Source organism: Curtobacterium sp. PhB115 (assembly GCF_003752025.1).
Taxonomy (GTDB): domain Bacteria; phylum Actinomycetota; class Actinomycetes; order Actinomycetales; family Microbacteriaceae; genus Curtobacterium.
Map to the genome: position 1 here is coordinate 1 of NZ_RJKR01000005.1, position 25558 is coordinate 25558.

The following is a 25558-nucleotide window of genomic DNA, read 5'->3' on the forward strand; positions in this document are numbered from 1 at the left end:
TGACCCGGTCAGCAAGCCGACCAGGCACGAGGTCAATCAATAAATTGGCATTGACAATGTGCACGCTGTTGAGTTCTCAAGGACCAGACGCACTCCCCCACTCGGCACCTGAAGATGCTCCATCAGAGAGGCTTTGGAATCCGCTGCCCGGGGAAGAACCGTGGCGGACAAGATCCCCAGGTGTTCAACCCAGTGACCGTCTCGGCCGTTCCGTTCTCCGCCGCCGTGGCAACGAGAGGTAACACTACACAGGCTCTGGGGGCCTCGCCAACCGTGGTGCCTCCCGGGCGTGTCGGCCCGGGGATGCCGGTCGGCGGCAGGGCTACTCGGCCGCGGCGAGCTGCCCGCAGGCTCCGTCGATCTCCTTGCCGCGGGTGTCGCGGAGGGTTGTCGGGATGCCTGCGGCGTTGAGCCGGCGGACGAACTCGTCCTGCACGTGCACCTCGGACGAGGTCCACACGGAGCCCGGCGTCGGGTTGAGCGGGATCGGGTTGACGTGCACCCAGCCCTTGCCGCGCTTGTTGAGCTTCTCGGCGAGCAGGTCGGCACGCCAGGCGTGGTCGTTCATGTCCTTGATGAGCGCGTACTCGATCGAGACACGGCGGCCCGTCTTGACGTAGTAGTTGTGCGCGGCGTCGATCGCCTCGTCGGCCTTCCAGCGCGAGTTCACCGGGATGAGCTCGTCACGGAGTTCGTCGTCGGGGGCGTGCAGGGAGAGCGCGAAGGTGAGCGGGATCCCTTCGTCCGCGAGCTTGATCATCGCCGGCACGAGTCCGACGGTCGACACGGTGATGCCGCGGGCGCTCATGCCCAGGCCGTTCGGCTGTGGCGCGACCATCAGGCGGACGGCGTCCATCACCCGCTTGTAGTTCGCGAGCGGCTCCCCCATGCCCATGAACACGATGTTCGTCACACGCTCGGCGTCGACGCGGTCCAGTCCGCCCTTGCGGGGATCGCCCCCGAGCTCCCCGGCGGCGATCGCTGCGTTGGCGCGGACGATCTGCTCGATGATCTCGGCGGTGGACATGTTGCGGGTCAGCCCCGCCTGGCCGGTGGCGCAGAACGGGCAGTTCATGCCACAGCCGGCCTGCGACGAGACGCAGAGGGTGATGCGGCCCGGGTAGCGCATGAGCACCGACTCGACCAGGGCGCCGTCGTGCAGCTTCCAGAGGAACTTGATCGTGTCTCCGTTGTCCGTCGCCAGGCGCCGGGTCTCGGTGAGGAGCGGTGGCAGCATCCCGGCGACGAGCTGCTCACGCTGGGCAGCGGGCAGGTCCGTCATCTTGGCCGGGTCGGACGTGTAGTGCGTGAAGTAGTGGGTCGCGAGCTGCTTCGCGCGGAAGCCCGGCAGGCCGAGTTCCTTGACGCGGGCCTCGCGTTCCTCGGTCGTCAGGTCCGCGAGGTGGACCGGCGGCTTGCCCCGCTTCGGGGACGCGAACTGCAGCAGCGGACGACCGTCGGTGTCGGTGGCCTGCTTCCAGCCCTCGGTGCGCGGGCGCACCTGCGGACGAGCAGACTGCTGCTGTTCGAACGGGGTGCGGGTCTCGGAGGCCATCACTCCAGGATACGGGATGCGCCCAGGGACGCGGGGTGCGGTCAGCTGCCGGCGGGCAGGACGCGCGCGAAGTGGTGCGCAGCCGAGTACATCGGCACGATGTCGACGACCTCGCCCGGGTGCGGTGCCTGCAGCACGAGCCCCTGGCCGAGGTACAGCCCGACGTGGTCCTCGTCGTCGTACACGACCAGGTCGCCCGGGAGCGCCTCGGACTCCGGGATCGTCGTCGCTGCGGCGTCCTGCGTCGGCACGTAGTGCACGAGCTGGATCCCCACCGCCTGGTACGCGACCATCGTCAGTCCGGAGCAGTCGATGCCCTCGTGGCTCGCGCCGCCCTCGACGTACGGGTCCCCCATGTACTGCAGGGCGGTCTGCACGATCGTCGCGCGGTCGCCGCCCGCCGAGAGCGCCGCGGACAGTGCCGATTGCGCCTGTGCGGTCGTCACGCCGAAGCGGAGGTCGAGCGTCGGGTAGGAGACGACCGTCGTCGTGGTGGTCATGCCGTCGTTCGAGATGACGGGGACCTTGACGTCGTGCGCCACCGTGAAGGTCTGGGCCGCCTGCGCGGTCGTCGTGCCGTGCCGGGTCTCGGCCGGGGTGGCGGCGTTCGCGGGGACCGCGAGGGTCAGGCTCGAGGTGACGGCGATGACCGGGGCGAGCAGGATCGCGGCGCGCTTGGCGTTCGCGCTCCGTCGGACGTGCCTCGGGTCGGCCAGGCGCTCGGCACGGAGCACGGCGGAACGGCTGAGGACCGCGGACCCGGCGAACGAGGCCACCGGGGTCGGACGCGGGCGCACCGTGACGGTCCGTGTCGGCTTCGGGTGCTCCACGAAGGTCGACCGCGCGGCGGCGGGACCGAGGGCGGAACGGCGTCCACGGGGACGGAGCTGCTGCGGCTGCGCCTGCTGCTCGAGTGGAGCGGGAGCGGGTGCGGCGACCGGTCGTTGCTCAGCTCGCGAGGGCTGGCGGTCATCGGCTGCTGCAGGCAGGGCGTGGCGTCCCATGGTTCCTTCCGGGTCGGGACCGCGCGGCGATCCGGAAAGTAACGTATTGGTCACGAACCTGATCGCGGCTGAGCAGTTCCGGAGTGTCCCTGCGGCTCGGTACAGGAACGGGCGATCCTCGCAGCTTGCTCAGATGCGCTCGAACGGGCTGCCACGGGGTGGTGGAGGTGCCCTCAGACGGACGCGATCCGCATGGCGGCGGTGATCCGGGCCTCCCGGTCGGACGACAGGCGGTCGAGGCGAGCCGCCAGCGCCACGATCGACGCGTCGACCGGTGCGTCCCCCGAGATGTCCCCCGCGACCGGGGTACCGGCGCGCACGGCGAGCGGCAGCACGCCGGCCCAGACGGTGTGGTCCTCGCCGTCGTCCGGAGCCTCGCCGTTGCCCTGGAACCGGACCTTCACGCTCGCGCGGTCGAGGGGCAGCTGCAGGACCTGGGTGGCGCGGACCTCCTTCGGGGTCATCTCGCGGACCTCCGCGCGGCGGCCGGGCATCAGGTGGTCGGACACCTGCCAGAGCGCCTCGGTACGGAGCTCCGCGGGCACAACGGTCGCGGCCCCGGCGATCATCGCGCTGCGGTAGTTCGCGGAGCTGTCGAAGGTCGAGCGGGCGAAGACGAGACCGTCCAGGTGGGTGATCGTCGCGGCCACCTGCACCCCGGTCGTGCCGGCGTCGAGGAAGAGACCGCCGCCGGTGGAGCCGTGCAGCAGGAGCACGGGGCCGTTCCCGAGGTCGCCGAGGCCGCACAGGAAGGGCAGGACGATCGGGTGACCACCGCGGACGAAGCCGACGTGGGCGATGTGTGCCTCGGCGATGACCGAGCGGAGGACGGCGGGGTCGTCGGACTGGCGCTCACGGATCCGGCGGACGCGCAGGTTCGGGCCATCGCTGGTGTTCGGAGTGCTCATGCGGCCACGCTAGGTTCGGGAGTGGTCCGGTGCGTGGACCAGATCGAGGTGATCGCGGTGGACCAGTCGGGGAAGACCGCCGGGGTCGTGTCTCGGGTGCGGAACATGGTGCAGGACGGGACGCTCCGTGAGGGCGATGCGTTGCCGTCGACACGGGCGCTCGCGGCCGAACTCGGGGTCGCGCGGGGCACGGTGGTCGCGGCCTACGAGCAACTCGACGGCGAGGGGTGGATCCGGACGCGGCACGGTGCGGTGGCGCGCGTGACGGCACCGGTGGTGCGAGCGGTACCGGGGGCGGAACACGGACGAGCAGCCGCAGACGTGCCGGCGGCAGCACACCCGCCCCCGACTCCCGCAGCTCCCGCCGACGCCCCTCCCGTCGACTGCCGTCCGGGCATCCCCGCCGTGACGGCCATCTCACCGCGCGACTGGCGGGCCGCGTGGCGAGCAGCCGCCGCCGCACCGCTCCGGAACGCGACGTCGGACCCGCTCGGGCTGCCCGACCTCCGCGCACAGGTCGTGGCCCAGCTCGGCCTGAGCCGCGGCTTCGAGACGAGCACCGACCGGGTGCTGCTGACCGCAGGCACCTCGGAAGCGCTGTCGCTGGTCACCGAAGCGCTCCGCGTCCACCTCGGCCGCTCCCCCGTCGTCGCCGTCGAGGACCCCGGCTACCGGACCGGTCAGCGCGCGGTGGTCAGCGCCGGCGGCACCGTCGTCGGCGTCCCGGTCGGCGAGGACGGCCTCGACCTCGACGCGCTCGAGGCCATCGGACCGGTCGACGTCGTCCTGGTCGCACCGACGCACCAGTACCCGCTCGGCTCGGTGATGCCCGTCGCACGTCGGCGCCGACTGCTGGCATGGGCCGCGGCGACGGGGACGCTCGTGGTCGAGGACGACTACGACTCCGAGTTCCGGCACCGCGGCGCACCCGTCCCCGCGCTGGCCGCGCTCGACGTCGAAGGGGTCGTCCTGCACGTCGGCGGCTTCTCGAAGACACTCGACCCGCGACTGCGCTGCTCGTACGTGGTGCTGCCCGGAGTCGCCTCAGGGAGCCTCGTCGCGCCGGTGGTGGCAGCAGTCGTCTCGGCGCGTCGGGCGCGCGGCCCGGTCGTCGCGGAGCCCGTGCAGCTCGCGCTCGCGCACCTGCTCCGGACCGGCGCGATGCGTCGTCACCTCGGCCGGGTGCGGCGCGACTACGCGCACCGTCGCGCCCGGATCGCGACTCGCCTGGGCGACGTCGCCGGACTGGAGGCCCGTGCCCTGACCGGCGGACTGCACGCGGTGGTCGTGTGGTCGGGTCCGGCGACGGGCGCCGAGGTCGCTCGGACGATGGCGGACGCCGGGTTCCTGGTGTCGACGTTGGAGGAGTACGGGCTCACGCAGGGCAGCACGCGTGCCGGCGTCGTCCTCGGTTACGGCGCCCTGACGCTGCCCGAGCTCGACCGCGCGCTGGACGCCTTGATCACTGCGGTCCGCGTCGACGCCTGAGCAGACGTCAGTGACCGTCGGTGTCGATCAGGTCGGTGAGGGACGGCTCGGCGTCGTCGCTCGGCACGTCCCATCCGCGTCGTGCTGCCTTGCGGACGAGCCGGTACGTGGTGACCTGGACGGGCTCCACCCCGTCGGCAGATTCGTAGTTCGACATCTCGTGCTCCCTGTTCGCGAGTTCATCGCTGCACGTGACGGTACGCGGGGGTATCGCTGCGGTCCGGCGACTGCGTTCGCTGGCCACGAGTTCACATTCACGGCCTCGCGTTCGCGTGATTGTTCGCATACAATGCAAACATGTTGATCACCGTCGACCCGAGCGCGCGGGCCACGCTCGCCGAGCAGGTCGCGACGCAGATCCGGTTCGCGATCGCCCGGGGTGAGCTCGGCAGCGGTGATCGCCTGCCGTCGGCGCGGGACCTCGCCGCCTCGGTCGACGTCAACATGCACACGGTGCTGCGTGCGTACGCGCAGCTCCAGGACGACGGACTGATCGAACTGCGGCGGGGCCGCGGCGCGACGGTCCTGCGATCGGGGAACGCCTCGTTCGACCGGCTCCGCACGCTCGTCGACGAGCTGCGCGAGCAGGCCGACACGCTCGGGGTCCCGCTCGACGAACTGTTCACGATGATCAAGGGGGCACGATGACGACACGCACGATGGGTACCGGAGCACGGGTGGCGGTGGTGGCACCCGGGCTGGTGGTCACTGCCGCACTGGTCGTGGCCGCGGTGTCCGGGGCGCCGACACTGCCGGACCGGATGGCGATCCACTTCGGCGCGGACGGCACCGCGGACGGATGGAGCTCACCCTGGCCGGCGTTCTGGGTCACCCTCGCGGTGACGGTCGCCGCGGTGGCGCTGGCCGTCGCAGCTCTGCGGTTCCGTGACCGCCGGACCGCGGCCGTCGTGCTGCTCGTCGCGAACCTGCTGGCCGCGATCCTCGCCACCGCCTGGATCGCACTGGCCTGGACGAGTGCCGACGGGTCCGACACCTTCCCGGTCTGGTGGACCGTGGTGTTCCTGGCGGTCGGAGCCGTCGCGGCCGCGATCCCGGTGACCGCACTGTTCCGTGCGGCTCCCCCGGTGCCTGCGCACGACGTGGCCCCGCTGCAGGTCGCGCCGGACGCCCGGATCGCCTGGCGCGCGCACACCGGGAGCCGGACGTTCGGGGTGCTCGGCGTCCTCGTCGCGGCGCTCGGGATCGGGATCGGCCTCGGGACGGCGCCGAGCGGCATCGCGACGGCGGTCGTCTCCGGCGGCGTGATGGTCCTGGCCGGCATCGCGACCCTGACCCTCGCGCAGGTCGAGCTGACCGTGGACCGCCGGGGGCTGCGACTCACCTCGACGTGGACCCGCATCCCGCTCATGCGCGTGCCGCTCGAGCGGATCGAGTCCTGCGGCTGGGAGGACGTCTCGCCCGGACAGTGGGGCGGATGGGGCTACCGGTTCTCGGGGCGGGGCGTCGCCTACGTCGTCCGGTCCGGGCCGGGCCTGGTGGCACGGCTGCGCGGCGGTTCGGCACGCACCGTGACGGTGCCCGACGCGGCGGACGGGGCCGCGGCCCTGGGCGCACTGCTGGCGGCCCGCCGGCCGGCCTGACGGAGCCGCGCCGCGCCTCCCGGCCGGGGTGGTGGTGCTGCGAAGGCGACAGATCTCGTCGGCTCCGCGCCGTCACATCCGCGAAAGCGACAGTGTGGCTCGAACCGTTCGCGGCGCACTGTCGCGTTCGCGGAACGGCGCGTCAGAGGCTCGTCATGCCGCCGTCGACGCGGAACTCCGCGCCGGTCGCGTAGGACGACTCGGCGCTCGCCAGGTAGACCATGATCCCGGTGACGTCGTCGGGGGTGCCCGGCCGGCCGAGGGGCGTGCGGGAGACGATCGCGGCGCGGGCCGCGGGGTCGCCGGAGATCGTCGACACGAGTCCGGTCTCGGTGTAGCCGGGGACGACGGTGTTCACCCGGATGCCGTCCCGCGCGTACGCCATCGCGGTCGCACGGACCAGTGCGTGGATGCCACCCTTGGTCGAGGAGTACGCGGCGAAGTCGGCGCCCTCGCCGTTCAGCCCCGTGGGCGATCCAGTCGCGATGATCGACCCGCCACCGCCGCTCGCGAGCATCGCCCGGACGGCGTGCTTCACGGTGAGGAACGTGCCCGTCAGGTTGACGGCGAGGGTGCGGTTCCAGGTCTCCAGCGACACGTCGGCGACCTTCGCGTCGTGGCCGAAGAGCTGCACGCCGGCGTTCGCCACGACGACGTCCGGCGTCCAGCCCCGTGCGGCGAGGGACGCGAAGCCGGCTTCGACGCTGGCCTCGTCGGCGATGTCCACCGTGAGCGGGAGCGCCTCCCCCGATGCGGGCAGGCCAGCGGCGGCTGCGGCCGCTGCGGTGTTGGCTGCGGCCGCTGCTGCTGCGGTGCTGGCTGCGGCTGCGGCTGCGGCTGCTGCGGCGCTGGCTGCGGCTGCGGCTGCGGCTGCTGCGGCGCCAGCGGCGGTGGCGTCGCGATCCGCGTAGACCACGCGCGCTCCCTCGGCGACGAACCGGTCGGCGATCGCACGGCCGATGCCGGATCCCGCCCCCGTGACGAGTGCGGTCCTGTGGTCGAGTCGTGCGGTCATGCGGGAACTCCGTCCTCGGAGCGCCGTCGCTCCGTCAGACCCATCATTGCCCAACCGGTTGACCGGTGGTAGTCATGAGCCATGACGGTGGTGTCGATCGGTGCGTGGCGGTTCACCCTGCGCGGCGCCGAGCTCGCCGACATCGTGTACGACGACGGTGTCGCATCCACCCGCGCTCCGGTGCTGCGCGCGATCCGGTTCGTGACGCGCGACCAGGACTGGCGCACCGCGGACGACACCGAGGTCGGACGGACGCTGTCGTCCGTCACGGCCACCGGCGGGACCCTCCGACTCGAGGCCAGCAGCCGGTACGACGGCGTCGAGGTCCTGCGGTACGTCCTCGTCGTCACCGTCGACGGCCCCACCATCCACGTGGACGCGGTCGGCACCACGACGACGCCGTTCCGACGCAGCCGCATCGGCTTGGTGGTGCTGCACCCACCCACCCTGGCCGGCGTGCCGTTCACCGCCCGGCACCCGTCCGGTGACACCACCGAGACCGTGTTCCCCACGTGGATCGCCCCGCACCAGCCCGCCGCCGACCTCGCCGGCCTGCGCTGGACGACGGGCCGGACCGCGCTGTCGCTCGACCTGGCCGGTGACGTGTTCGAGATGGAGGACCAGCGCAACTGGACCGACGCCTCGTACAAGACGTACTCGACGCCGCTGTCGGAACCGTTCCCGGTCGCGCTCGACGCCGGCTCCGTCGTCCGCCAGTCGCTCACGCTGCGCGCGACGACGGACACCCGGCCGGGAGGCACGGCCTCCCCCGCCCCGGACCGCACGTTCCTGGACCGGCCGGCTCCCACCGCCGTGGTCACCCCGCCGCCGACGCTCCAGCTCCTCGCCGCCTCGGCCCCGGCCGCTGCGCGCCCGCCGGACGACGACGACGGCCCGCTCGGGGCCGTGCCGATCCTGGTCGAGCCGGTCCTGGGCGACCCGAACGTCCGGGCGGTGCTCGCCTCCGCTCGGCTGGACGCCGGCGGGGCGCCGCTCGACGTCCGGTTCGTCACCGACGACCCCGACCTGCTGCGTGCCGCGATCGACGACGTGCTCGAGCACGGACCGATCGTCCGTGTCGGCGCGGTCGACCCCGCGACCCACGTGACGACCCCGGCGCTGCAGCGAGTGCTGCGCGAGGCCGCTGACGCTGCGGGCGCCCTGGAGGTCGTCGGGGGCACGCGCGCGCACTTCACCGAACTGAACCGGACCGTCGACCTGTTCCGCGACTGGGACGGGCCCCTGACGTTCAGCGTGACGCCGCAGATGCACGACCGGTCGCCCGAACAGGTGACCGAGTCGATCCGGATGCAGCGCTGGGTGGTGAGCAGTGCCTCCCGGCTGGCCGCCGGCAGGGCGCTGCACGTCGGACCGGTGACGCTGCGGCCACGGTTCAACGCCGTGGCGACGTCTGCGCGACCGGTCGTGACCGACGCGACGACGGATGCCGGGTACGGCCCGCAGTTCGTGCCGGACGCGACGGACCCGGAGCAGCACTCGTCGGCCGCGGCGGCCTGGTTCGCCGCGTCGGTCGAGGCGCTCAGCGTGCCGGGCGTCGCCTCGATCACGCTCGCCGAGGCGTGGGGCGCACGAGGAACGCCCCGCCGGAAGGGGGTCGGCGGGGCGTTCCGGTCTGGGTGACGTCAGTCGCTGGTACCGATCAGCGGCGGACGGCGTCGATCTTCAGCATCTTGGCGATGACGCTGTCGAGCTCGCTGTCGTCGAAGACCTGCTTCCAGTCCTCCTTGATGAGCTTCTCGCGGCCGTAGCCCATCGCGATGTGGCAAGCGTCCGAGAACGGGTTCGAGCCGCGGAGGCCGTTCGTCAGCGCGATCCACGTGTGGCCGTAGAGCATGGCGCGGGCGGCCTCGCGGGGCACGCCGACACCGGTGACGGTCTCCTCGAGGGCGTCGTTGAGGAAGTCGCCGATCATGCAGGCGATGGTCTCGACCAGGGTCGGCTCGAGGACGGCGAGCTGCTTGACGGTGACCCAGTGCACCTGGATGACGGGTGCGTACATGGTGGTGATGACGGCCTCGGCGATCGCCTTGGCACGGTCCCCCTCGTCGCCGAGCGACTCGGATGCGTCGAAGGCTGCGATGACCTCCTGCGGGGCGGCGATGCCACCGAAGGTGTCGTCCCACTCGGCCTTGGTGGTGCGCTCGAGGAACACCGACGGGTGGCACGGGTGCGCCACGGCGTAGTGGATGTCCTCGCGCTTGGCGAGCAGGCCCGCGTAGGCGGCGGCCGGGTCGAGCGTCAGGATGCTGGCACCCGACTTCATGACCGGGACGAGCTGCTCCGAGATGCTGCCGAGCAGGACGTCCGGCACGGCCAGGATGACCACGTCGGCGACCTTCGCGGCGTCGAGGCTGTCGGTGAGTGACCGGCCGAGGGCCTGGATGCGCTCCTGGCCGGCGGGCGAGGCCTCGCTGTAGAGCGTCGTGTACTCGCTCTTCGCGAAGTTGTTCGAGACGCGGGTGCCCATCTTGCCGCCGGCACCGATCACGGCGACGGTGACGTCGGCCGTGCCGGATCCGGCAGCGACGGTGTGGGTGGTGGTGACGGTGTCGGTCATGATTCCTTGCTCCTGGTGTACTCGATGGTGTGTTCGGTCCACGCCGCCTCGATGCGGGTGGTGGTCTGTGCGGGTGTCTCGCCGGGCAGCGGTTCGGCACCGGCGTGCTCGTCCTGCCAGGGCAGCCAGAACTCGATCACGCGGTTGATCCCGCGGGGGTCGGGCTCGATCGCGGCGCGGATGCTGTCGTGGTCGACGACCCCGGTGCCGATCGGGACGCCGGTGTACTGGAACCCGACCCACCCCGGCGACCGGGTGAACCCGGAGTCCTTCACGTGCCAGTTGACGACGTGCGGGCCGGTCATCGCGACGACGTCGGCCGGGTGCTCGAGCCGCGCGACGGTGTTCGCCGGGTCGAGGCAGATGCCGAGGTGGTCGGAGCCGATCGCCTGCACCACGGCGACGAGGTCCGCCGTGGCGACGACCTCGTACGTCTCCAGTGCGAGGGTCACGCCGGCTGCTTCGTACGCGGGCAGCGCCTGCCGGAGACGCCGTTCGGTCTCGGCGGCGTCGGGCTGGTCGTCGCCGCTCGTCCACATGGACCGGACGAGCGTCGCGCCGAGCGCCTCGGCGATGTGCAGGTACCGAGCGAGGTGCTCCGGTGCCGTGCCACGGGTGCCGACCTCGAGGGTGAGCCCGAGGTCGTCGGCGAGGGCACGGATCGCTGCGAGCCGTTCATCCGATGCGCTGTCGAGCGGCAGGTGGTCGCAGATCTGGAACAGGTCGACGCCGTCGTGGGCCGCGGCGTCGCGCAGCGCGTCGTCGAGGGACAGCGGCGACGGGACCCGGTCGGACATCCGCCAGAAGTAGGCGTAGGTGGAGAGGCCGAGCAGGGAGGTCATGCTGCCTCCCCCTGCCCGGCCAGTTCGTGGGCTTCGTCGAGGATCGCGCGGACTGCTTCCGGGTCGTGGGCGAAGCGTCCGAGGAACAGGCCGCCGATGCGACCCTTCCCCCGGGTCAGCAGCCCCGGTCCGGCACTGCCGCCGTAGATCACGACGGATCCGGCGAGCTCCGGACGGGTCGCCAGGTGCTGCTCGATGCCGGCCAGGACCGCGACGATGTGGTCGTCGGGTGCGGGTTGCGGCGCGCCGATCGCCCACACCGGCTCGTAGGCGGCGATCACGGGGCCGGCGAGGCCGTCGGCGACTGCCGTCGCGACGAAGCGGTCGAGCTGCGCGGTGACCTCGGCGACGGCCGCGGTCGTGTCGCCGTCCGCTGCACGGTCGGTCTCACCGATGCAGATGAGGGGACGCAGGCCGTTGCGGAAGGCTGCGTGCACCTTGCCGGCGATGTCCTGGTCGGACTCGTGGAACAGGGAGCGACGCTCGGCGTGCGCGATCTCGACCAGGTCGACCCCGACCTCGCGGAGTTCGCGGCCGGACACCTCACCGGTGAAGGCACCCTCGTCGGCCCACGCCAGGTCCTGCGCACCGAGGAGCACCGGGGTGCGCTCGAGCACGGCGTGCACCGGCACGAGCGACGGGAACGTCGGGACGACGAAGAGCTCGACCTCGCCGGACTGCACCGCCGGGTGGGTCCTGGCGATGTCGGCCACGGCGGCCGCCCACTCGAGCGTCCGGGCGTGCCCGAAGTACATCTTGAGCGACACCCCGATCGTGATCGGGGCTGCCGCCGTGGTCTCCGGCATCAGGCGTCGGTCCCGACCGGGGCCGAGCCGTCGTACTCACAGATGGCCTGGACCTTCTCGGCGCTGGCGCTGGAGGTGTCGAAGGTGTACCCGAGCCACTCCTTCGCCATCCGGCGGGCGACCTCAATACCGACGACCCGCTGGCCCATGCAGAGCACCTGGGCGTCGTTCGACAGGATCGACCGCTCGACACTGAACGAGTCGTGCGCCGTGACCGCCCGGATGCCGGGGACCTTGTTCGCCGCGATCGCGACACCGAGCCCGGTGCCGCAGATCAGGATCGCCCGGTCTGCCTCTCCGTTCGCGACCAGGCGCGCGGCGTCGACGGCCACGTGCGGGTACGCGGTGTGCCCGTCCGCGTCGACACCCACGTCGGTGACGCTGACGACCCGGGGGTCGGCCTCGAGGTCGCGCTTGATGATCTCCTTGTAGTCGAACCCGGCGTCGTCCGAGCCGACGACGATGCGGAACTGCTGCTCGGTCATGGTGGTGGTCCTCTCAGGAGATCGTGCGGAGCACGGCGGTGGTGATCAGTGCGAACGAGATCGCCCCGGCGTCGGGGGTGCCGACCGCGTCCTCGCCGTGGGTGCGGGCGCGACCCATCCGGGGCAGCAGGTCGGCGGTGGCGTCCGCGGCGCTCGTGGACGCGGCGGCCGCGGCGGACCAGGCGGTGGCGAGGTCGTCGCCGGCGGCGATGCGCGCGGTCAGGACGTCGTCGAAGGGCACGAGGGCGTCGACCATCGTCTTGTCCCCGGGCACGGCGCCGAACGCGAGGATCGCGTCGGTCGCGGCGTGCACGGCCTGCGCGACGGTGGTGGCCGACGGACGCTGGTCGTCCCCGAGGACGCGACCCAGTGCCTCCAGGGCGGCTCCCCAGATCGCACCGGACGTACCGCCGGCCTTGTCGGACCAGGCGTCACCAGCGATGGCGAGGACCGACCCGGCGCCGGCGCCGCGGGAGGCGGCGTCCTGGGCGGCGCGGTCGGCGGCGGTCGAACCGCGCTGCATCCCGATGCCGTGGTCACCGTCACCGGCGACCGCGTCGATGCGGCCGAGCTCGTCGACGTGGTCGTCGATCGTGCCGCGGACGGCCGTGATCGCCTTCGCGATGCGGACGGCTGACTCCTGCGACTCGGCGCTGCCCGGGGCCACCGGGACCTCGGCGCCCGCTGCGAGCTCCTGCTCGGAGACGCGCTGCTGCGGGACGGCGCCGCCCTTGCGGTACGCGGGGGCGTCGGCGGGTGCGGCCCAGAGCTCCTCGAGCTCGTCGTCGAGCCAGAACAGCGTGAGCGAGACGCCGGCCATGTCGAAGCTCGTGACGAGCTCCCCGACCTCGGGCTGGACGACGACGACACCGGCTGCGTCGAGCTTCCGCTGGACGGCACCGAAGACGACGAAGAGCTCCTCGTACTTCACCGAGCCGAGGCCGTTGAGGACCGGGACGACGCGCTGGCCGTCCGTTCCGGCGTCCGCGACGTCGGACGGCAGCTCGGACAGGAGCTTGTCGACCAGCAGGTCCGCCAGGCCGTCGGCGGTGGGGACGTCGGCCTCGCCGATCCCCCGCTCGCCGTGGATGCCCATCCCGATCGCCATCCGGCCCTCGGGGACGGTGAAGAGCGGTTCGTCCGCACCGGGCAGGGAGCAGCCGGAGAACGCGACGCCGAAGGAGCGTGTCCGGTCGTTGGCGCGGGCGGCGATCGCGGTGACGGCGTCGAGGTCGTCCCCGCGTTCGGCGGCGGCACCGGCGACCTTGAAGACGCAGAGGTCACCGGCGATGCCGCGACGCTTGTGGGCTTCGGTGCTCGGGGCGCTCGCGACGTCGTCGGTCACGCGGACCGTCCGGACGTCGATGCCGGCTTCGGTCAGCGCGCGTGCGGCGGCGTCGAAGTTCAGGACGTCGCCGGCGTAGTTGCCGTAGCTGAGCAGGACGCCGCCACCGTGCTCCGAGGCCTTCGCGACCGCGGTGACCTGCTGGGCGCTGGGGCTGGCGAACAGGTTGCCCATCGCGGCACCGGCGGCGAGGCCGTGCCCGACGAGTCCGCCGAAGGCCGGGTAGTGGCCGGAGCCACCACCGACGACCAGAGCGACGGTCCCAGCGGGGCTGGTGGTCGAGCGAGCGACCCCACCGTGCACCCGGCGGACCCGGTCCCCGTTGGCGGCGACGAAACCGTCGACCATCTCGTCCGCGAAGTCCGCGGGGTCGTTGAACAGGCGGGTCATGCGGTGGTCTCCTGCGGGGTCGTCGGGGCGTCGGTCACCGCAGCGTCACGCTGCTCGTTTCGCTTGGTGTTCCGGGCGAGCACGAACATGAGCACGCTCGACAGGACCATGAAGAAGCCGACGATGAACATCGGGACCTGGTACCCGCCGGTCCACTCGCTGACGGCACCCGTGATGTACGGGGCGGCGAACCCGCCGAGGTTGCCGATCGTGTTGATGAGCGCGACGCCCGCGGCCGCGGCGGCACCGGTCAGGAACTGCGTCGGCACCGTCCAGAAGTTCGGCAGGGCCGCGAAGATCGAGCAGGCCGTGACCGCGATGACGGCGATCGTGGCGGCCGGGCTGTTCATGTAGAGCGCGACCGGGATGCTGAGGCCACCGACGAGCGCCGGGACCGCGATGTGCCAGACCTTCACGCCACGACGGAAGGCGTCACGCGACCAGAAGTACAGGACGACGGCGGCGGGGACGTACGGGATCGCCGTGATCAGCCCCTTCTGGAACAGGTCGAACGTGGTGCCGAACTGCTCCTGGAAGCCGTCGATGATCGTGGGGAGGAAGAAGCTCAGTGCGTAGAGGCCGTAGATGAAGCCGAAGTACACCGCGGCGAGCATCCAGACCCGGCCGGACCCGAAGGCCGCGCGCAGACCGCCCTTGCCGTGCCCGGCCTTCTCCTTGTCCTCCTTCGCCAGGGCACCCTCGAGCCAGGTCTTCTCGTCCTCGTCGAGCCACTTCGCCTGCGACGGCTTGTCCTTCAGCACGAAGAGGCACAGGACGCCGACGATGATCGCCGGGATCGAGACGCACAGGAACATGAAGCGCCAGCCGGCGAGCCCGCCGAGCAGTCCCTCGTGGGTCATCAGCCACCCGGCGAGCGGGGAGCCGATGACGCTGGTCAGGGGCTGCGCCAGGTAGAACAGCGCGAGCATCTTGCCGCGGTGGCGGGCCGGCACCCAGGTCGACAGGAACAGGATCGCGCCGGGGAAGAAGCCGGCCTCGGCGATGCCGAGCAGGAAGCGCAGGCCGACGAGCTGCGGGTAGTTCTGCACCCACGTGAAGAGCAGCGAGACGATGCCCCACGTGATCATGATGCGGGCGAGCCAGATGCGCGCGCCGAACTTGTGGAGCGCCAGGTTCGAGGGCACCTCGAGCACGAGGTAGCCGATGAAGAACACCCCGGAGGCGAAGCCGAACTGGGCGGCGGTCAGGCCGAGGTCGGCCTCCATGCCGTTCGGCGCCGCGAACGAGATCGCCGTGCGGTCGAGGAAGTTGATGAAGAACATCAGTGCCACGAACGGCACGATGCGGATCGCGATCTTGCGGATGGCCGTCTTCTCGACGACCGAGGTGGGAATGCCTCGCGTGGCGGGGATGTCCACGATGACTCCTGCTCGGTGGGGGTGGTACGTCTCCGTCCCGGGCTGCTGCGCCTGGAGGCCGGGCCGCTGCGCCCGGGTGTGGAGCGGGCGCATCGATGCGCCTGGTCCAGTGTGCGCCGCGGTCGCCAACTTGTCAACCGGTTGACCAACAGGGTCCGGCGCAACCGGTTGACCGAACGGTACGCTCACTGCATGCCCGCGTTCAGCCCGGACGATCCGCTCAACATCCGCCTCGAGCTCGAGTCGGTGCCCGCCGGCTCCCCCGCATCGGAGGTCGCACGGCAGCTCGTCTCCCTGCTCACCGCCGGGGACCTCGCGCCCGGGTCACGGCTGCCGGCGGAGCGAGTGCTGGCCGAGCGCCTCGGGGTCGGACGGTCCGCGGTCCGCGAAGCCCTCGCCGCGCTCGAGATCCTCGGCATCGTGCAGATCCGACCGGGCTCCGGCACCTACCTGCGCGGTGGCACGTCCGACCTGCTCCCCACCACGCTGTCGTGGGGACTCATGCTCGCGTCGAACCGCACCCGAGAGCTCCTGGAGATCCGGTCGTCGCTCGAGCGGACGGTCGCGATCCTCGCCGCGCAGCGCGCCACGCCCGAGCAGGTCGCCGAGCTCGGCGAGTACCTCGACCGCCAGGAGGCCACACTCGACGACCCTCCGGCCTTCATCGACGCCGACGTGCGGTTCCACGTCCTGCTCGCCCGGGCGTCGGGGAACGACGTGCTCGCCGACCTGCTGCAGAGCCTCCGGTCGATGCTGAGCGTCTGGGTCGGCCGCCGTGTCCGCACCCGCCAGGCCACCGAGGCCGCGTACGACGAGCACCGGGCGATCTACGACGCGCTCCGGGCCGGGGACGTGCTCGCCGTGCAGCGTGCGATGGACGAGCACATGGCCACGGCGAGCGCCCGGATCGAGAACGCCGAGCCGGTGCCCGTCGACGAGGGCTAGCCGAGTCTTCGGGCTGAGCGACAGTTCTCGCGCCCGGAAGCCCGCGAACTGTCGCTGAGCCCGAAAACTCGGGCCGGCGCCGGGCCCCACCGAGCCGCCGGGGCGCCGGGGCGCCGGGGCGCCGGGCCGCCCGCCTACGACGACCGCAGCAGCGGCGCCACCAGCGGCTCGAGCCAGCGGCTGTACGCCGTCGACATGTGCGTCTGGTCGCGGTACACGAGCTTGTCCTGCACCACCACCGGGCACCCGTCCGCGGTGCAGAACCAGTCCCGCGGCTCCACGGTCGGCACCCCGGCGGCGCGGACCGTCTCGGCGACGTCCTGGTGCCGGCCGGACACCGCGTAGGCGTGGTCCTCGGCCTGGTTGCACTCCCCCACGGAGTCGAGGTGCTCGGCCACGCACGACACCGCATCCCCCTCGGGCACGGGGGTGTCGAGCATGTACACGGTGCGGATCCCGGCAGCCTGCACCGTCGCGGCGGTCTCGGCGGTGCCGTCCGCCCAAGTGGTGTTCGACACTTGCTTGCCGGGGACGTTGTCCGACTGGGCCATCAGCACCAGGTCCGGGTCGAGCCGCTCGATGCGCTTCATGGAGGCGTCGCGCCAGGTCGGGCACTCGGTGTAGACCCGCTTGAGCGACGAGTTGAACAGTTCGACGTCCTGCGCGACCGGGCACGCCGACTTCGTCCACGCGACGACCTTCCAGCCCTCGGTCTTCCCGGCGGCGTCCAGTGCGGGGAGCCACTGCTGCGCGTGCGAGTCACCCCAGAGCACCACGGTCCTGGTCCCCTCCGGGTCGCCGTACACGCAGGCCTTCTGCTGGATCTGCAGGTACCCGGCGTGGCAGCCGTTGTCGGTGGAGTCGGGTTGGTCCTCGGCGGCCTCGGTGATCCCCGGGGTCAGGTTCGCGGGCACTGCCTGCTTCGCGAGCGCGGCCTGGATCGTCGCCTGGACCTCCTTCGAGTCGCCCTGGTCGAGCGTCGCGGCCTGCACGGTGCCGCCGCTGCCGACGAGGGCCGGCACCGAGAACACCACGACGACCGCGGTGGCCGTGGTGGCCGCTGCTGCGGTGGCGCCGATCGCGGCCCAACGGATCCGCTTCCAGCGCGCGCGGGCCGACGGCGACTCGATCAGGTGGTACGTGATCGTGGCGACCCACAGCGCGACGGCCATGACCTCGAGCTTCTCGACCCAGTTCAGGTCCCGGTTCACCATCACCGGCACGAGCACCACCATCGGCCAGTGCCACAGGTACCAGCCGTAGGACACCTTGCCGATGGCCTGGAACGGCTTCGCCCCGAGCACGGACTCGACCGATCCGCGGCGGTAGACCCCGCCGCCGGCGATCACGGCGCACGCCCCGAGGACCGGCAGGAGCGCCGCGGTGCCGGGGAACGGCGTCTCGTCGGAGAACAGCACGGCGCTGGCCAGGATCGCACCGAGGCCGAGCCAGGTCAGCCCGACCTGCAGGACCCCGGGCACGCGGGCCACGTACCGGGCGCCGATGGCCAGGAACGCCCCGGCCGCCAGCTCCCACGCGCGGGTCTGCATCGAGAAGTACGCGAGCGGGGAGTCCGTCGACGTGATGGTCACCGACGCCCACATCGACGCGCCGAACACGAGCGTCACGACAGCGGTCATCGCGAGCCGGCGGTGTCGCTTCCACAGCACGATCGCCAAGGTGAGCACGAGCGGCCAGGCGAGGTAGAACTGCTCCTCGACGCCGAGCGACCAGAAGTGCTCGAGCGGCGACGCGGGCCCGTCGGCGGCCTGGTAGTCGACGCCCTGCGCGGCGAGCCGGTAGTTCAGCGCGAAGAACGTCGCCGCGACCCCGTCCCACGCGACGCTCGAAGCCCGGAGGATCGAGTCGAACACCCGCGTCGCGATCACCGTGACCGCGATCACGAGGAGCGCGGTCGGCAGCAGACGCCGGATGCGACCGGCGTAGAAGGAGCCGAAGTCGATGCGGCCCTTCCGCTCGACCTCGCGGAGGAGCTGCCCGGTGATGAGGAACCCGGAGATCGCGAAGAACACGTCCACCCCGACGTACCCGCCCGTGATCACGGGCGCGCCGGTGTGGTAGATCACCACGAGCAGCACCGCGACCGCGCGGAGCCCCTGGATGTCCGGCCGGAACACGCGTGGCCCTGCGGCCTGCGGGCGCTCGGCCTGCACCGGCGCCTCGACGGGAGCTGCGGACGCCGGCAAGGTCACCGGGTCGAGTCGCTCGCCGAACGCAGGTGGTGCGGCTTCGGCACGCGCCGGCTCCGGCGCGACGACGGGTGACGTCGGCGTGGTCACGACCGGCGAGCGCGGGGGCGCAGGGAGCGCCGGGTTGGCTGCGTCGGACGCGCGCACGTCCGCCTGCACGACGTCGACCTGGAGGCCCGGATCACCTGCCGTCCGCAGGGTCGCGCCCGGCACGGGGCCGGTTCCCGACACCGGCGGGGCGGACGCGAGCAGTGCGGTACGGGCCGCCACGCGCACGGGGCGGGCCGGCCTGCGCGCGGCGAGTCGTGCCTCCCGGCGGTCTGCTCGTGCCGCCTTGCGGGCCGCACGCTTCGGCGACGGCACCGACAGGAACAGCATCGGGACCTGCACGTAGGCGTGCAGCGCCGCGAGGATCCACATCGCCCAGAGCACGTCGAAGCCGAAGCGGACCGTGGCCCACGCGAGGCCGGCCCACGTGACGAGCAACGACGTGGTGACGGTGATGCGCATCACCCGGGCGATCTGCGTGCCGAGCGGGGTCGTGACCTTCTTCGCCGCGCCGGTGGGCACCCACTCCCTCGTCTTGCCGGTGAGGACGTGCACGATCGCGACCGCGTGCGCAAACGAGTAGAGCGACTGGATCCGCAGCACGTCGATCCGCCAGCGGGACTTGTACATGATCGGGACGACCACGAGCCACATGACCATCGCGCCGAGGAGCCACACCGAGTTCTGCGGCTGGATCCACTGCGGCAGCCCGAACAGCATCACCAGGCCAGGCAGCGGCGAGAGGAACACGTTGACCGCGGTGGAGATGTAGTAGAGGAACCCGGACCAGAAGCACATCCGCTGACGCAGGGTGATGTGCGGGTTCTCGTGGAAGGTGGTGTCCGCGAGCAGCGACATCGACCCCGTGCACCAGCGGTACTGCTGGTTGAGGAACGAGGCCAGGTCGTCGGGGCACATGCCCTTCGAGACCAGGATCGGCACGTACCGGACGAGGAACCCGACGCGCATCAGGTTCACGCCGGTGTGGACGTCCTCGGAGTGGCCGATCTGGGCGAAGCCGCCGGCCTGCTCGAGCGCGGAGCGACGGTAGATCGCGCAGGTACCGACGCAGATGGCGGCGTTCGAGCGGTCGCGAGCGGGCTGGATCCAGCGGTAGAAGAGCTCCTGCGTGGCGCCGGCGGTGCGCTGCAGCCAGTGCATGCCCTTCCGGGCGTCGAAGAACTGCGGCGACTGCACGATCCCGAGGCTCTGGTCGTCGAAGTACGGCACCAGCTCGAACAGGTAGTCGGAGCGCGGCACGAAGTCGGCGTCGAACACCGCGATGAGGTCCCCGTCGGACTGCTCGTAGCCGTGGCGCAGGTTGCCGGCCTTCTTGAGGTGGCCGCGGTTCGGCCGGACCTCGTAGGTGAAGCCGTAGCGTCGGGCGAGGTCCGCGACCTCTTCGCGGTCGCCGTCGTCGAGGACGTACACCGTCAGCGCGGCCGGCCAGCTGAGCTTCGACACCCAGTGGTAGGTGTTCCGGAGGATCTCGATCGGCTCCCCCGCCGTCGGCAGGAACACGTCCACCGTCGGGTACCGGCCGGGCTGCCAGCTCGCGACCCGGGCGATGTGGTCCCGCTTGTGGAACCGCTTCTTCCGCGAACTCGTCGAGAGCGAGATGCACAGCGTCAGGCAGTACAACGTCGTCGGGATGAGGAAGAGCAGCAGGCCTGGTGCCGAGGTGGAGAACCGCCAGATGCTCGAGGCGATGAGCGCGAAGGCCGCTGCCTGCGCGAACAGCATCCAGCGGTGCTGCGGGCCCATGTACCAGTACTTCTCGCGGTCCGTCGGCGGGGTGGGGAGGTACTGGTCCTCCGTCTGGGCCGCCTGGGCCTGCTCGGTCCTGGCTCTGCGCTCTTGGTCCGTGGTGCTGTCGTTCGGTGTCTCGGCGGGCGCGCCGAGCACCGTGTCCGTTGCCGTCATGTCGGACCTTCCCTGATCAGGCGTGACGAGGCTGTGCGGGTGGTGCGCTGTCCCGGGGTCCGTCGTGCGGGGGTCCTGGGTTCCGAGGTGCGGTGGTGCAGTCGTGCGGTGGTGCCGGGTTCCGGGGTGCGGTCATGCAGCCGTCAGTCGTCAGTCGTCAGTCGTCAGTCGTGAGTCGTGAGTCGTGAGTCGTGCAGTCGTGCAGTCGTGCCGGAGTGCGGTGGTGCAGTCGTGCGGTGGTGCGCCGTTCGGTGGTGCGCGGTGCGGCCGGGTCCCTTGCCCGGTGGAGCAGCCCGGTGAGTGCTGCTGTGCCCGACGCTACGGTCGCTCGGGCCGTGGTGAGTGACCGGACGGTTACGTCGACCTGGGACTCCGCCCCTCGTTCGGGGGACAGGCGTCCCCCTTCGGTGCGGGGTGGGCGGGGTGGCGGGTCGGGCGGGCGCTCGGTGCGAGGTTGCGCGCATGGTGCGAGGCTCGCGAGCTCCCACGGTGCGCGAAACCTCGCACCGTAGGGACCGCGAGGGCGCACGGTGCGACGTCGGCGTGGAGGCGGGGTCGCACCGTGCGAGGGCGGCGGCGCGTGGGTTGCACGGTGCGAGGGCGGCGGCGCGTGGGTCGCACGGTGCGAGGGCGGCGGCGCGTGGGTCGCACGGTGCGAGGCGCCGCGCATGGTGCGAGGCCCGCGAGGTCCCACACTGCACGGAACCTCGCACCGTAGGTATCGCGGGGTCGCACGGTGCGAGGTCGGTTGCCGCGGGTCGCACGATGCGAGGGCGGCGTTGCCGCGGGTCGCACGGTGCGAGGTGGGTGCGGCGGCGGGCGCTCGGTGCGAAGTACCGCGCACGGTGCGAGGCCCGCGGGCTCCCACACTGCGCGGAACCTCGCACCGTAGGGACCGCGAGGGCGCACGGTGCGAGGGCGCGGGCGCGGCGCGCGCGGCTCAGCGCGGGAGGGGCACCGCGTCCGCGAAGGACCGGACGACGCGGGCGACGACCTCGGCGGCCGGGGTGTCCCAGATCGCCTGGTTGAAGAGCTCGACCTCGACGTCCCCGGAGTAGCCGGTCGCCGTCACCGCAGCGGTCACCGGCCCGAAGTCGACATGCCCGTCGCCCGGGTAGCCTCGCGACAGCAACGGATCGGCGGCGATGGGCGTCAGCCAGTCGCACACCTGGAACGAGGCGATCCGGCCGGCGGCCCCGGCCCGGGCGACCGACCCCGCGAGCGCCGGGTCCCACCACACGTGGAAGGTGTCGACGACGACGCCCACGGCCTCGGCGGGGAACGGTGCCGCGAGGTCGAGCGCCTGCGCCAAGGTCGACACAACGGCCCGGTCGGCGGCGTACATCGGGTGCAACGGTTCGACAGCGAGCTGCACGCCGGCGTCGAGGGCGTGCGGTACGAGGTCGGCGAGCGCGTCGGCGACCCGGTCCCGTGCGCCGACGAGGTCCCGCGACCCCTCGGGCAGGCCGCCCGCGACGAGCACGAGCACCGGCGCCGATCCGGGTGCTCCGGCTGCGGCGAGTGCTGCGGTCTCGTCGATCGCGCGACGGTTGTCGTCGAGGGCCCGTCGCCTGGCGGTACCGGGTGGCAGGGTGAAGAAGCCTCCGCGGCAGTGCGACGACACCCGGAGCCCCGAGTCGGCGACCATCCGGACAGCCTCGGACAGCCCGACCTCGGCGACGGGCTCGCGCCAGGTGCCGATCGCGCCGACCCCGGCCGCGTCGACGGTGTCGAGCGCCTCGCGCAAGGACGCGTACTTGATCGTGGCCTGGTTCACCGAGAGCCGCGGGTGCGGCGCGCGCCCACCGGACGCGACCGGCGTGACGGCGTCCGCCGCGGTCGTCACGCGACCACCTCGGCGACCGGGCGGTCGACGTGGGACGAGCCGCGCCTCCCGGCCGGGGTCGTCAGCCCGGCCAGCGCGAGCAGACCGTGCCAGCGTGCTGCGGCGAGGTCCGGGTCCTCGAGGGCGCCGCAGGCGTTCGCGAGCCGGACCGTCTCGGACAGGTGCGGGAGAGAGCGGCCGGCGTGCAGACCGCCCACCATCTGGAAGGCGGGCTGGTGACCGTTCAGCCACGCGAGGAACGCGATGCCGGTCTTGTAGTGCCAGGTCGGGGCGCTGAAGACGTGGCGGGACAGGGCCTCGGTGGGGGCGAGGAGTGCGCGGTAGGCGGCCTCGTCGGGCAGGGCTCGGACGGCGGCTGAGGCGATGGGGCCGACGGCGGCGAAGGCTCCGAGGAGGGCGTCGGAGTGGCGGTGGCGGCCGTCGGCGGACCGGCTACCGGGCCGGTCTCCGGACCGGTCTCCGGGCCGGTCGCCGGCGATGAGGTCGACGTAGTGGAAGTCGTCGCCTGTGAACATCCGGGCAGTCGCGGGCAGCTGCGAGCGGAGCGACACCTCGGCCCGGGCGTTCAGCAGGCTCATCTTGATGCCGGAGACCTGCTCGCCGGCATCGCGCATGATGTCGAGCACCGTGTCGGAGGCCTGCTGCCCGCCGAAGTACCCGGCGAGGGCGGGGTCGAACGCCTCGCCGAGCCAGTGCAGCACGACGGGGGCACTCGCCCGCTCGATGACCCGGGCGTACACGCGACGGTAGACGGCGGGCGCGTCGGGTGCGGTGCTTGCGAGCCTCGCGAGGTGACGGCTCGCCATGAGCACGACGCCGGCGCCGGCGTCCTCGGCGTGGTGGAGCTGCGCGACGTAGGCGTCGACGATCTGCTGCTCGGAGGGCTCACTGGCTGGCGCGTCGGCGGTGGCGTCCGGCGCCAGGTCGTCCGTGTTGACGCCGACGACGATGCGGCCGCCGACGGACTGGGCCTCGCGGGCGCTGCGGGTGATCAGCTCGCGGGTCGCCGCGGGGTCGAGCCCCATGTTCCGCTGCGCGGTGTCCATCGCGTCCGCCACGCCGAGGCCCCAGGACCAGAGGTGGTGGCGGAACGCCAGGGTGGCGTCCCAGTCGAGGTCGGCCGGGGCTCCCGGGGTGTTGTCCGCGGCGGCACGCGGGACGACGTGGGCTGCGGCGTAGACGACGCGCTCGGTGAGGGGCGCGGCCGGCTTGTCGGCGTCGGTGACGGCCGGGGCGCGTAGCCCGGTGGTGCTCGTGGTGCCGTCGGGGGTGAGGAGGGTGAGGTGCGTCATGCGCGTGCGCCGACGGTCTCGGTGTGCTGGACGACTTCGGGGACGTCTGGGCTGGCGCTGGCGCTGTCGCTGGCGGCGCTGGCGCTGTCGGCGTTGTCGGCGCTGGCCGCGCTGTCGCTGTCGCTGCCGCTGTCGGCCTGGAGGCGCGGTGTGGGCTGAGTGGGCAGCTGCAGCTCCGGCAGGTCGACGCGTCGACCCTCCGCGTCGGATCGCAGACCGGCCTCCGCGAGCGCCACGCCGCGGGCACCGGACAGCAGGTCGTACGGGTGCGGGCGACCGGCGACGAGGTCCTGCAGGAAGTCCTCCCACTGAGCGCGGAAGCCGTTGCCGAACACCTCGTTGTCGGGGACCTCGAGCCACTGCCCGCGGTAGTCCCGCTCGTCCTTGAGGTCCGGGTTCCACACTGGCTTCGGCGTCGCCGTCCTGGGCTGGATCCGGCACCCGAACAGCCCGACGACCGCGCTGCCGTCCGTGCCGTCGACCTGGAACTCGACGAGCTCGTCACGGTCGACGCGCACCGCCCAGCTCGAGTTGATCTGCGCCGTGATGCCCCCGGCGAGGTCGAACACGCCGTAGGCCGCGTCGTCCGCGGTCGCCGGGTACTCGGTGCCCTGCTCGTCGGTGCGGTGCTCGATGTGCGTCGCGGTCCTGGCGTACACCGACTCGACTCGGCCGAACAGCTGCTCGAGCACGTAGTTCCAGTGCGGGAACATGTCGACGACGATGCCGCCGCCGTCCTGCTTGCGGTAGTTCCAGCTCGGGCGCTGGGCACTCTGCCAGTCCCCCTCGAACACCCAGTAGCCGAACTCACCCCGCACCGACAGGATCCGGCCGAAGAACCCGGAGTCGACCAGGCGGCGGAGCTTCCGGAGGCCGGGCAGGTAGAGCTTGTCGTGCACGACGCCGTTCGGGACGCCGGCCTCGGCCGCGAGCTGGGCGAGTTCGAGGGCCTCGGCGGAGGTCTCGGCCGTCGGCTTCTCGGTGTAGATCGCCTTGCCGGCGGCGATGGCCTTGCGCAGGGCGTCGGCGCGGGCGCTCGTCACGGCGAAGTCGGCGAAGACGTCCCAGCGCGGGTCGGCCAGGGCGGCGTCGAGGTCGGTGGTCCAGTGCTCGACGCCGTGGCGTGTGGCGATCTCCTCGAGCTTCGCGGCGTTGCGGCCAACCAAGAGCGGCTCGAGCTGGACACGGGAGCCGTCCGGCAACAGGAGTCCGCCGTCGTCCCGGATCGCGAGGATCGACCGGACGAGGTGCTGCCGGTAGCCCATGCGCCCGGTGACGCCGTTCATGATGATGCCGATGGTGCGCGTGGTGGTCAACGCGTGCTCCCTTGCTCGCTGTGGCCCGCTCTCCGCCGTGTTGGAAAGCGCTTGCCGGAACCGTACACCACGAGTCGGGCGCTCCGACAGCACGCGGTCGCCACTCGAACACGTTCCGCACACGGGAGGTCGGCCCGGGCAGTCGGAGCCGTGCCGAGCGGTCACGACACCCCGCTCACGTTCGCCGAGGTGTCACGAACGGTCGCACCCGGCGACGCCGAACGACAGTTCGAGCGACCTCGACGCATCGCCGGCGGCGTGTCGCGCGACCTCACGACCTCGGGACCTCGGGGTCGAGCGACGGCGGTCGCCGGTTCGACCGCAGCCGTGCCGAGCGGTCACGACACCCCGCTCACGTTCGCCGAGGTGTCACGAACGGTCGCACCCGGCGCCGCCGAACGACAGCTCGAGCGACCTCGACGCATCGCCGGCGGCGTGTCGCGCGACCTCGGGACCTCGCAACCCCGGGACGTCACGATCGCGGGACCTCGGGGTCGAGCGACGACTACGACCACGCCTGGCCGACCGCAGCCGTGCCGAGCGGTCACGACACCCCGCTCACGTTCGCCGAGGTGTCACAAA

General features: G+C 72.1%; 20 protein-coding genes. 5 read left to right on the top strand and 15 right to left on the bottom strand.

Features of this window, described 5'->3' with window-relative positions:
• Window positions 1-322: 322 nt before the first annotated feature.
• From rlmN to EDF19_RS00270, 3 genes are all read right to left on the bottom strand, one after another.
• Entirely contained in the window at window positions 323-1555 is a 1233-nt protein-coding gene (gene rlmN / locus EDF19_RS00260; RefSeq protein WP_123678973.1) for a 23S rRNA (adenine(2503)-C(2))-methyltransferase RlmN, read from the bottom strand.
• A 41-nt stretch (window positions 1556-1596) separates the two neighbouring features.
• Window positions 1597-2559, bottom strand: coding sequence for a C40 family peptidase (locus EDF19_RS00265; RefSeq protein WP_123678974.1), 963 nt, complete (start codon window positions 2557-2559; stop codon window positions 1597-1599).
• 173 nt (window positions 2560-2732) lie between these two features.
• Window positions 2733-3467, bottom strand: a complete 735-nt coding sequence (locus EDF19_RS00270; protein WP_123678975.1) for a pyridoxamine 5'-phosphate oxidase family protein — start codon at window positions 3465-3467, stop codon at window positions 2733-2735.
• A gap of 33 nt (window positions 3468-3500) precedes the next feature.
• On the opposite strand from EDF19_RS00270, the gene EDF19_RS00275 reads away from it, so the two are divergent.
• Window positions 3501-4955 (top strand): PLP-dependent aminotransferase family protein, encoded by a 1455-nt coding sequence (locus EDF19_RS00275; RefSeq protein ID WP_148070987.1) that lies wholly within the window; start codon window positions 3501-3503, stop codon window positions 4953-4955.
• A gap of 7 nt (window positions 4956-4962) precedes the next feature.
• On the opposite strand, the gene EDF19_RS18900 is transcribed toward EDF19_RS00275, so the two are convergent.
• The gene (locus EDF19_RS18900; protein WP_185022597.1) at window positions 4963-5112 is read right to left on the bottom strand and encodes a hypothetical protein; all 150 of its coding nucleotides are present in this window, start codon (window positions 5110-5112) and stop codon (window positions 4963-4965) included.
• 140 nt (window positions 5113-5252) lie between these two features.
• Between EDF19_RS18900 and EDF19_RS00280 the strand changes: the two genes are divergently transcribed.
• Window positions 5253-5603 carry a GntR family transcriptional regulator gene (locus EDF19_RS00280; protein ID WP_123678977.1) on the top strand — a complete coding sequence of 117 codons (351 nt, stop codon included), beginning with the start codon at window positions 5253-5255 and terminating at the stop codon, window positions 5601-5603.
• Complete coding sequence (locus EDF19_RS00285; protein ID WP_123678978.1) at window positions 5600-6556, top strand: DUF1648 domain-containing protein; 957 nt, start codon at window positions 5600-5602, stop codon at window positions 6554-6556. Before EDF19_RS00280 ends, EDF19_RS00285 begins: the two co-directional genes overlap by 4 nt.
• Before the next feature lie 142 nt (window positions 6557-6698).
• On the opposite strand, the gene EDF19_RS00290 is transcribed toward EDF19_RS00285, so the two are convergent.
• On the bottom strand, window positions 6699-7571 hold the full coding sequence (locus EDF19_RS00290; protein WP_123678979.1) for an SDR family NAD(P)-dependent oxidoreductase: 873 nt from the start codon (window positions 7569-7571) through the stop codon (window positions 6699-6701).
• Window positions 7572-7652: 81 nt separating this feature from the next.
• Between EDF19_RS00290 and EDF19_RS00295 the strand changes: the two genes are divergently transcribed.
• Entirely contained in the window at window positions 7653-9212 is a 1560-nt protein-coding gene (locus EDF19_RS00295; protein ID WP_123678980.1) for a hypothetical protein, read from the top strand.
• Between the two features lie 19 nt (window positions 9213-9231).
• Here EDF19_RS00295 and EDF19_RS00300 read toward each other — a convergent pair whose 3' ends face one another.
• The 6 genes from EDF19_RS00300 to EDF19_RS00325 are packed head-to-tail and all read right to left on the bottom strand — an operon-like array spanning window position 9232 to window position 15396.
• Complete coding sequence (locus tag EDF19_RS00300) at window positions 9232-10149, bottom strand: phosphogluconate dehydrogenase C-terminal domain-containing protein (protein WP_123678981.1); 918 nt, start codon at window positions 10147-10149, stop codon at window positions 9232-9234.
• Window positions 10146-10991, bottom strand: coding sequence for a sugar phosphate isomerase/epimerase (locus tag EDF19_RS00305; protein ID WP_123678982.1), 846 nt, complete (start codon window positions 10989-10991; stop codon window positions 10146-10148). Before EDF19_RS00305 ends, EDF19_RS00300 begins: the two co-directional genes overlap by 4 nt.
• Window positions 10988-11797, bottom strand: a complete 810-nt coding sequence (locus EDF19_RS00310; protein ID WP_123678983.1) for a triose-phosphate isomerase family protein — start codon at window positions 11795-11797, stop codon at window positions 10988-10990. Before EDF19_RS00310 ends, EDF19_RS00305 begins: the two co-directional genes overlap by 4 nt.
• Window positions 11797-12282 (bottom strand): ribose-5-phosphate isomerase, encoded by a 486-nt coding sequence (locus tag EDF19_RS00315; protein ID WP_123678984.1) that lies wholly within the window; start codon window positions 12280-12282, stop codon window positions 11797-11799. Before EDF19_RS00315 ends, EDF19_RS00310 begins: the two co-directional genes overlap by 1 nt.
• A 13-nt stretch (window positions 12283-12295) precedes the next feature.
• Window positions 12296-14017, bottom strand: a complete 1722-nt coding sequence (locus EDF19_RS00320; protein WP_123678985.1) for a dihydroxyacetone kinase family protein — start codon at window positions 14015-14017, stop codon at window positions 12296-12298.
• Window positions 14014-15396, bottom strand: coding sequence for an MFS transporter (locus EDF19_RS00325; RefSeq protein WP_123679849.1), 1383 nt, complete (start codon window positions 15394-15396; stop codon window positions 14014-14016). Before EDF19_RS00325 ends, EDF19_RS00320 begins: the two co-directional genes overlap by 4 nt.
• 192 nt (window positions 15397-15588) lie before the next feature.
• Here EDF19_RS00325 and EDF19_RS00330 point away from each other — a divergent pair, with 192 nt between their 5' ends.
• Window positions 15589-16341, top strand: a complete 753-nt coding sequence (locus EDF19_RS00330; RefSeq protein ID WP_123678986.1) for a FadR/GntR family transcriptional regulator — start codon at window positions 15589-15591, stop codon at window positions 16339-16341.
• Window positions 16342-16475: 134 nt separating this feature from the next.
• On the opposite strand, the gene EDF19_RS00335 is transcribed toward EDF19_RS00330, so the two are convergent.
• From EDF19_RS00335 to EDF19_RS00350, 4 genes are all read right to left on the bottom strand, one after another.
• Window positions 16476-20522: an SGNH hydrolase domain-containing protein gene (locus EDF19_RS00335; RefSeq protein ID WP_123678987.1), complete on the bottom strand. Its 4047-nt coding sequence runs from the start codon at window positions 20520-20522 to the stop codon at window positions 16476-16478.
• A 940-nt stretch (window positions 20523-21462) separates the two neighbouring features.
• Entirely contained in the window at window positions 21463-22368 is a 906-nt protein-coding gene (locus EDF19_RS00340; protein WP_123678988.1) for a sugar phosphate isomerase/epimerase, read from the bottom strand.
• The gene (locus EDF19_RS00345) at window positions 22365-23660 is read right to left on the bottom strand and encodes a DUF993 family protein (protein ID WP_123678989.1); all 1296 of its coding nucleotides are present in this window, start codon (window positions 23658-23660) and stop codon (window positions 22365-22367) included. Before EDF19_RS00345 ends, EDF19_RS00340 begins: the two co-directional genes overlap by 4 nt.
• Window positions 23657-24946, bottom strand: a complete 1290-nt coding sequence (locus EDF19_RS00350) for a Gfo/Idh/MocA family protein (RefSeq protein ID WP_260216946.1) — start codon at window positions 24944-24946, stop codon at window positions 23657-23659. The genes EDF19_RS00345 and EDF19_RS00350 overlap by 4 nt, the downstream gene beginning before the upstream one ends.
• Between the last annotated feature and the right edge of the window lie 612 nt (window positions 24947-25558).

Excerpts from the sequence above, each read along its gene's own strand:
- rlmN (WP_123678973.1), bottom strand. The coding sequence starts at position 1,555 with ATGGCCTCCGAGACCCGCACCCCGTTCGAACAGCAGCAGTCTGCTCGT.
- EDF19_RS00265 (WP_123678974.1), bottom strand. The coding sequence starts at position 2,559 with ATGGGACGCCACGCCCTGCCTGCAGCAGCCGATGACCGCCAGCCCTCG.
- EDF19_RS00270 (WP_123678975.1), bottom strand. The coding sequence starts at position 3,467 with ATGAGCACTCCGAACACCAGCGATGGCCCGAACCTGCGCGTCCGCCGG.
- EDF19_RS18900 (WP_185022597.1), bottom strand. The coding sequence starts at position 5,112 with ATGTCGAACTACGAATCTGCCGACGGGGTGGAGCCCGTCCAGGTCACC.
- EDF19_RS00280 (WP_123678977.1), top strand. The coding sequence starts at position 5,253 with ATGTTGATCACCGTCGACCCGAGCGCGCGGGCCACGCTCGCCGAGCAG.
- EDF19_RS00285 (WP_123678978.1), top strand. The coding sequence starts at position 5,600 with ATGACGACACGCACGATGGGTACCGGAGCACGGGTGGCGGTGGTGGCA.
- EDF19_RS00290 (WP_123678979.1), bottom strand. The coding sequence starts at position 7,571 with ATGACCGCACGACTCGACCACAGGACCGCACTCGTCACGGGGGCGGGA.
- EDF19_RS00295 (WP_123678980.1), top strand. The coding sequence starts at position 7,653 with ATGACGGTGGTGTCGATCGGTGCGTGGCGGTTCACCCTGCGCGGCGCC.
- EDF19_RS00300 (WP_123678981.1), bottom strand. The coding sequence starts at position 10,149 with ATGACCGACACCGTCACCACCACCCACACCGTCGCTGCCGGATCCGGC.
- EDF19_RS00305 (WP_123678982.1), bottom strand. The coding sequence starts at position 10,991 with ATGACCTCCCTGCTCGGCCTCTCCACCTACGCCTACTTCTGGCGGATG.
- EDF19_RS00310 (WP_123678983.1), bottom strand. The coding sequence starts at position 11,797 with ATGCCGGAGACCACGGCGGCAGCCCCGATCACGATCGGGGTGTCGCTC.
- EDF19_RS00315 (WP_123678984.1), bottom strand. The coding sequence starts at position 12,282 with ATGACCGAGCAGCAGTTCCGCATCGTCGTCGGCTCGGACGACGCCGGG.
- EDF19_RS00320 (WP_123678985.1), bottom strand. The coding sequence starts at position 14,017 with ATGACCCGCCTGTTCAACGACCCCGCGGACTTCGCGGACGAGATGGTC.
- EDF19_RS00330 (WP_123678986.1), top strand. The coding sequence starts at position 15,589 with ATGCCCGCGTTCAGCCCGGACGATCCGCTCAACATCCGCCTCGAGCTC.
- EDF19_RS00335 (WP_123678987.1), bottom strand. The coding sequence starts at position 20,522 with ATGACGGCAACGGACACGGTGCTCGGCGCGCCCGCCGAGACACCGAAC.
- EDF19_RS00345 (WP_123678989.1), bottom strand. The coding sequence starts at position 23,660 with ATGACGCACCTCACCCTCCTCACCCCCGACGGCACCACGAGCACCACC.
- EDF19_RS00350 (WP_260216946.1), bottom strand. The coding sequence starts at position 24,946 with ATGAACGGCGTCACCGGGCGCATGGGCTACCGGCAGCACCTCGTCCGG.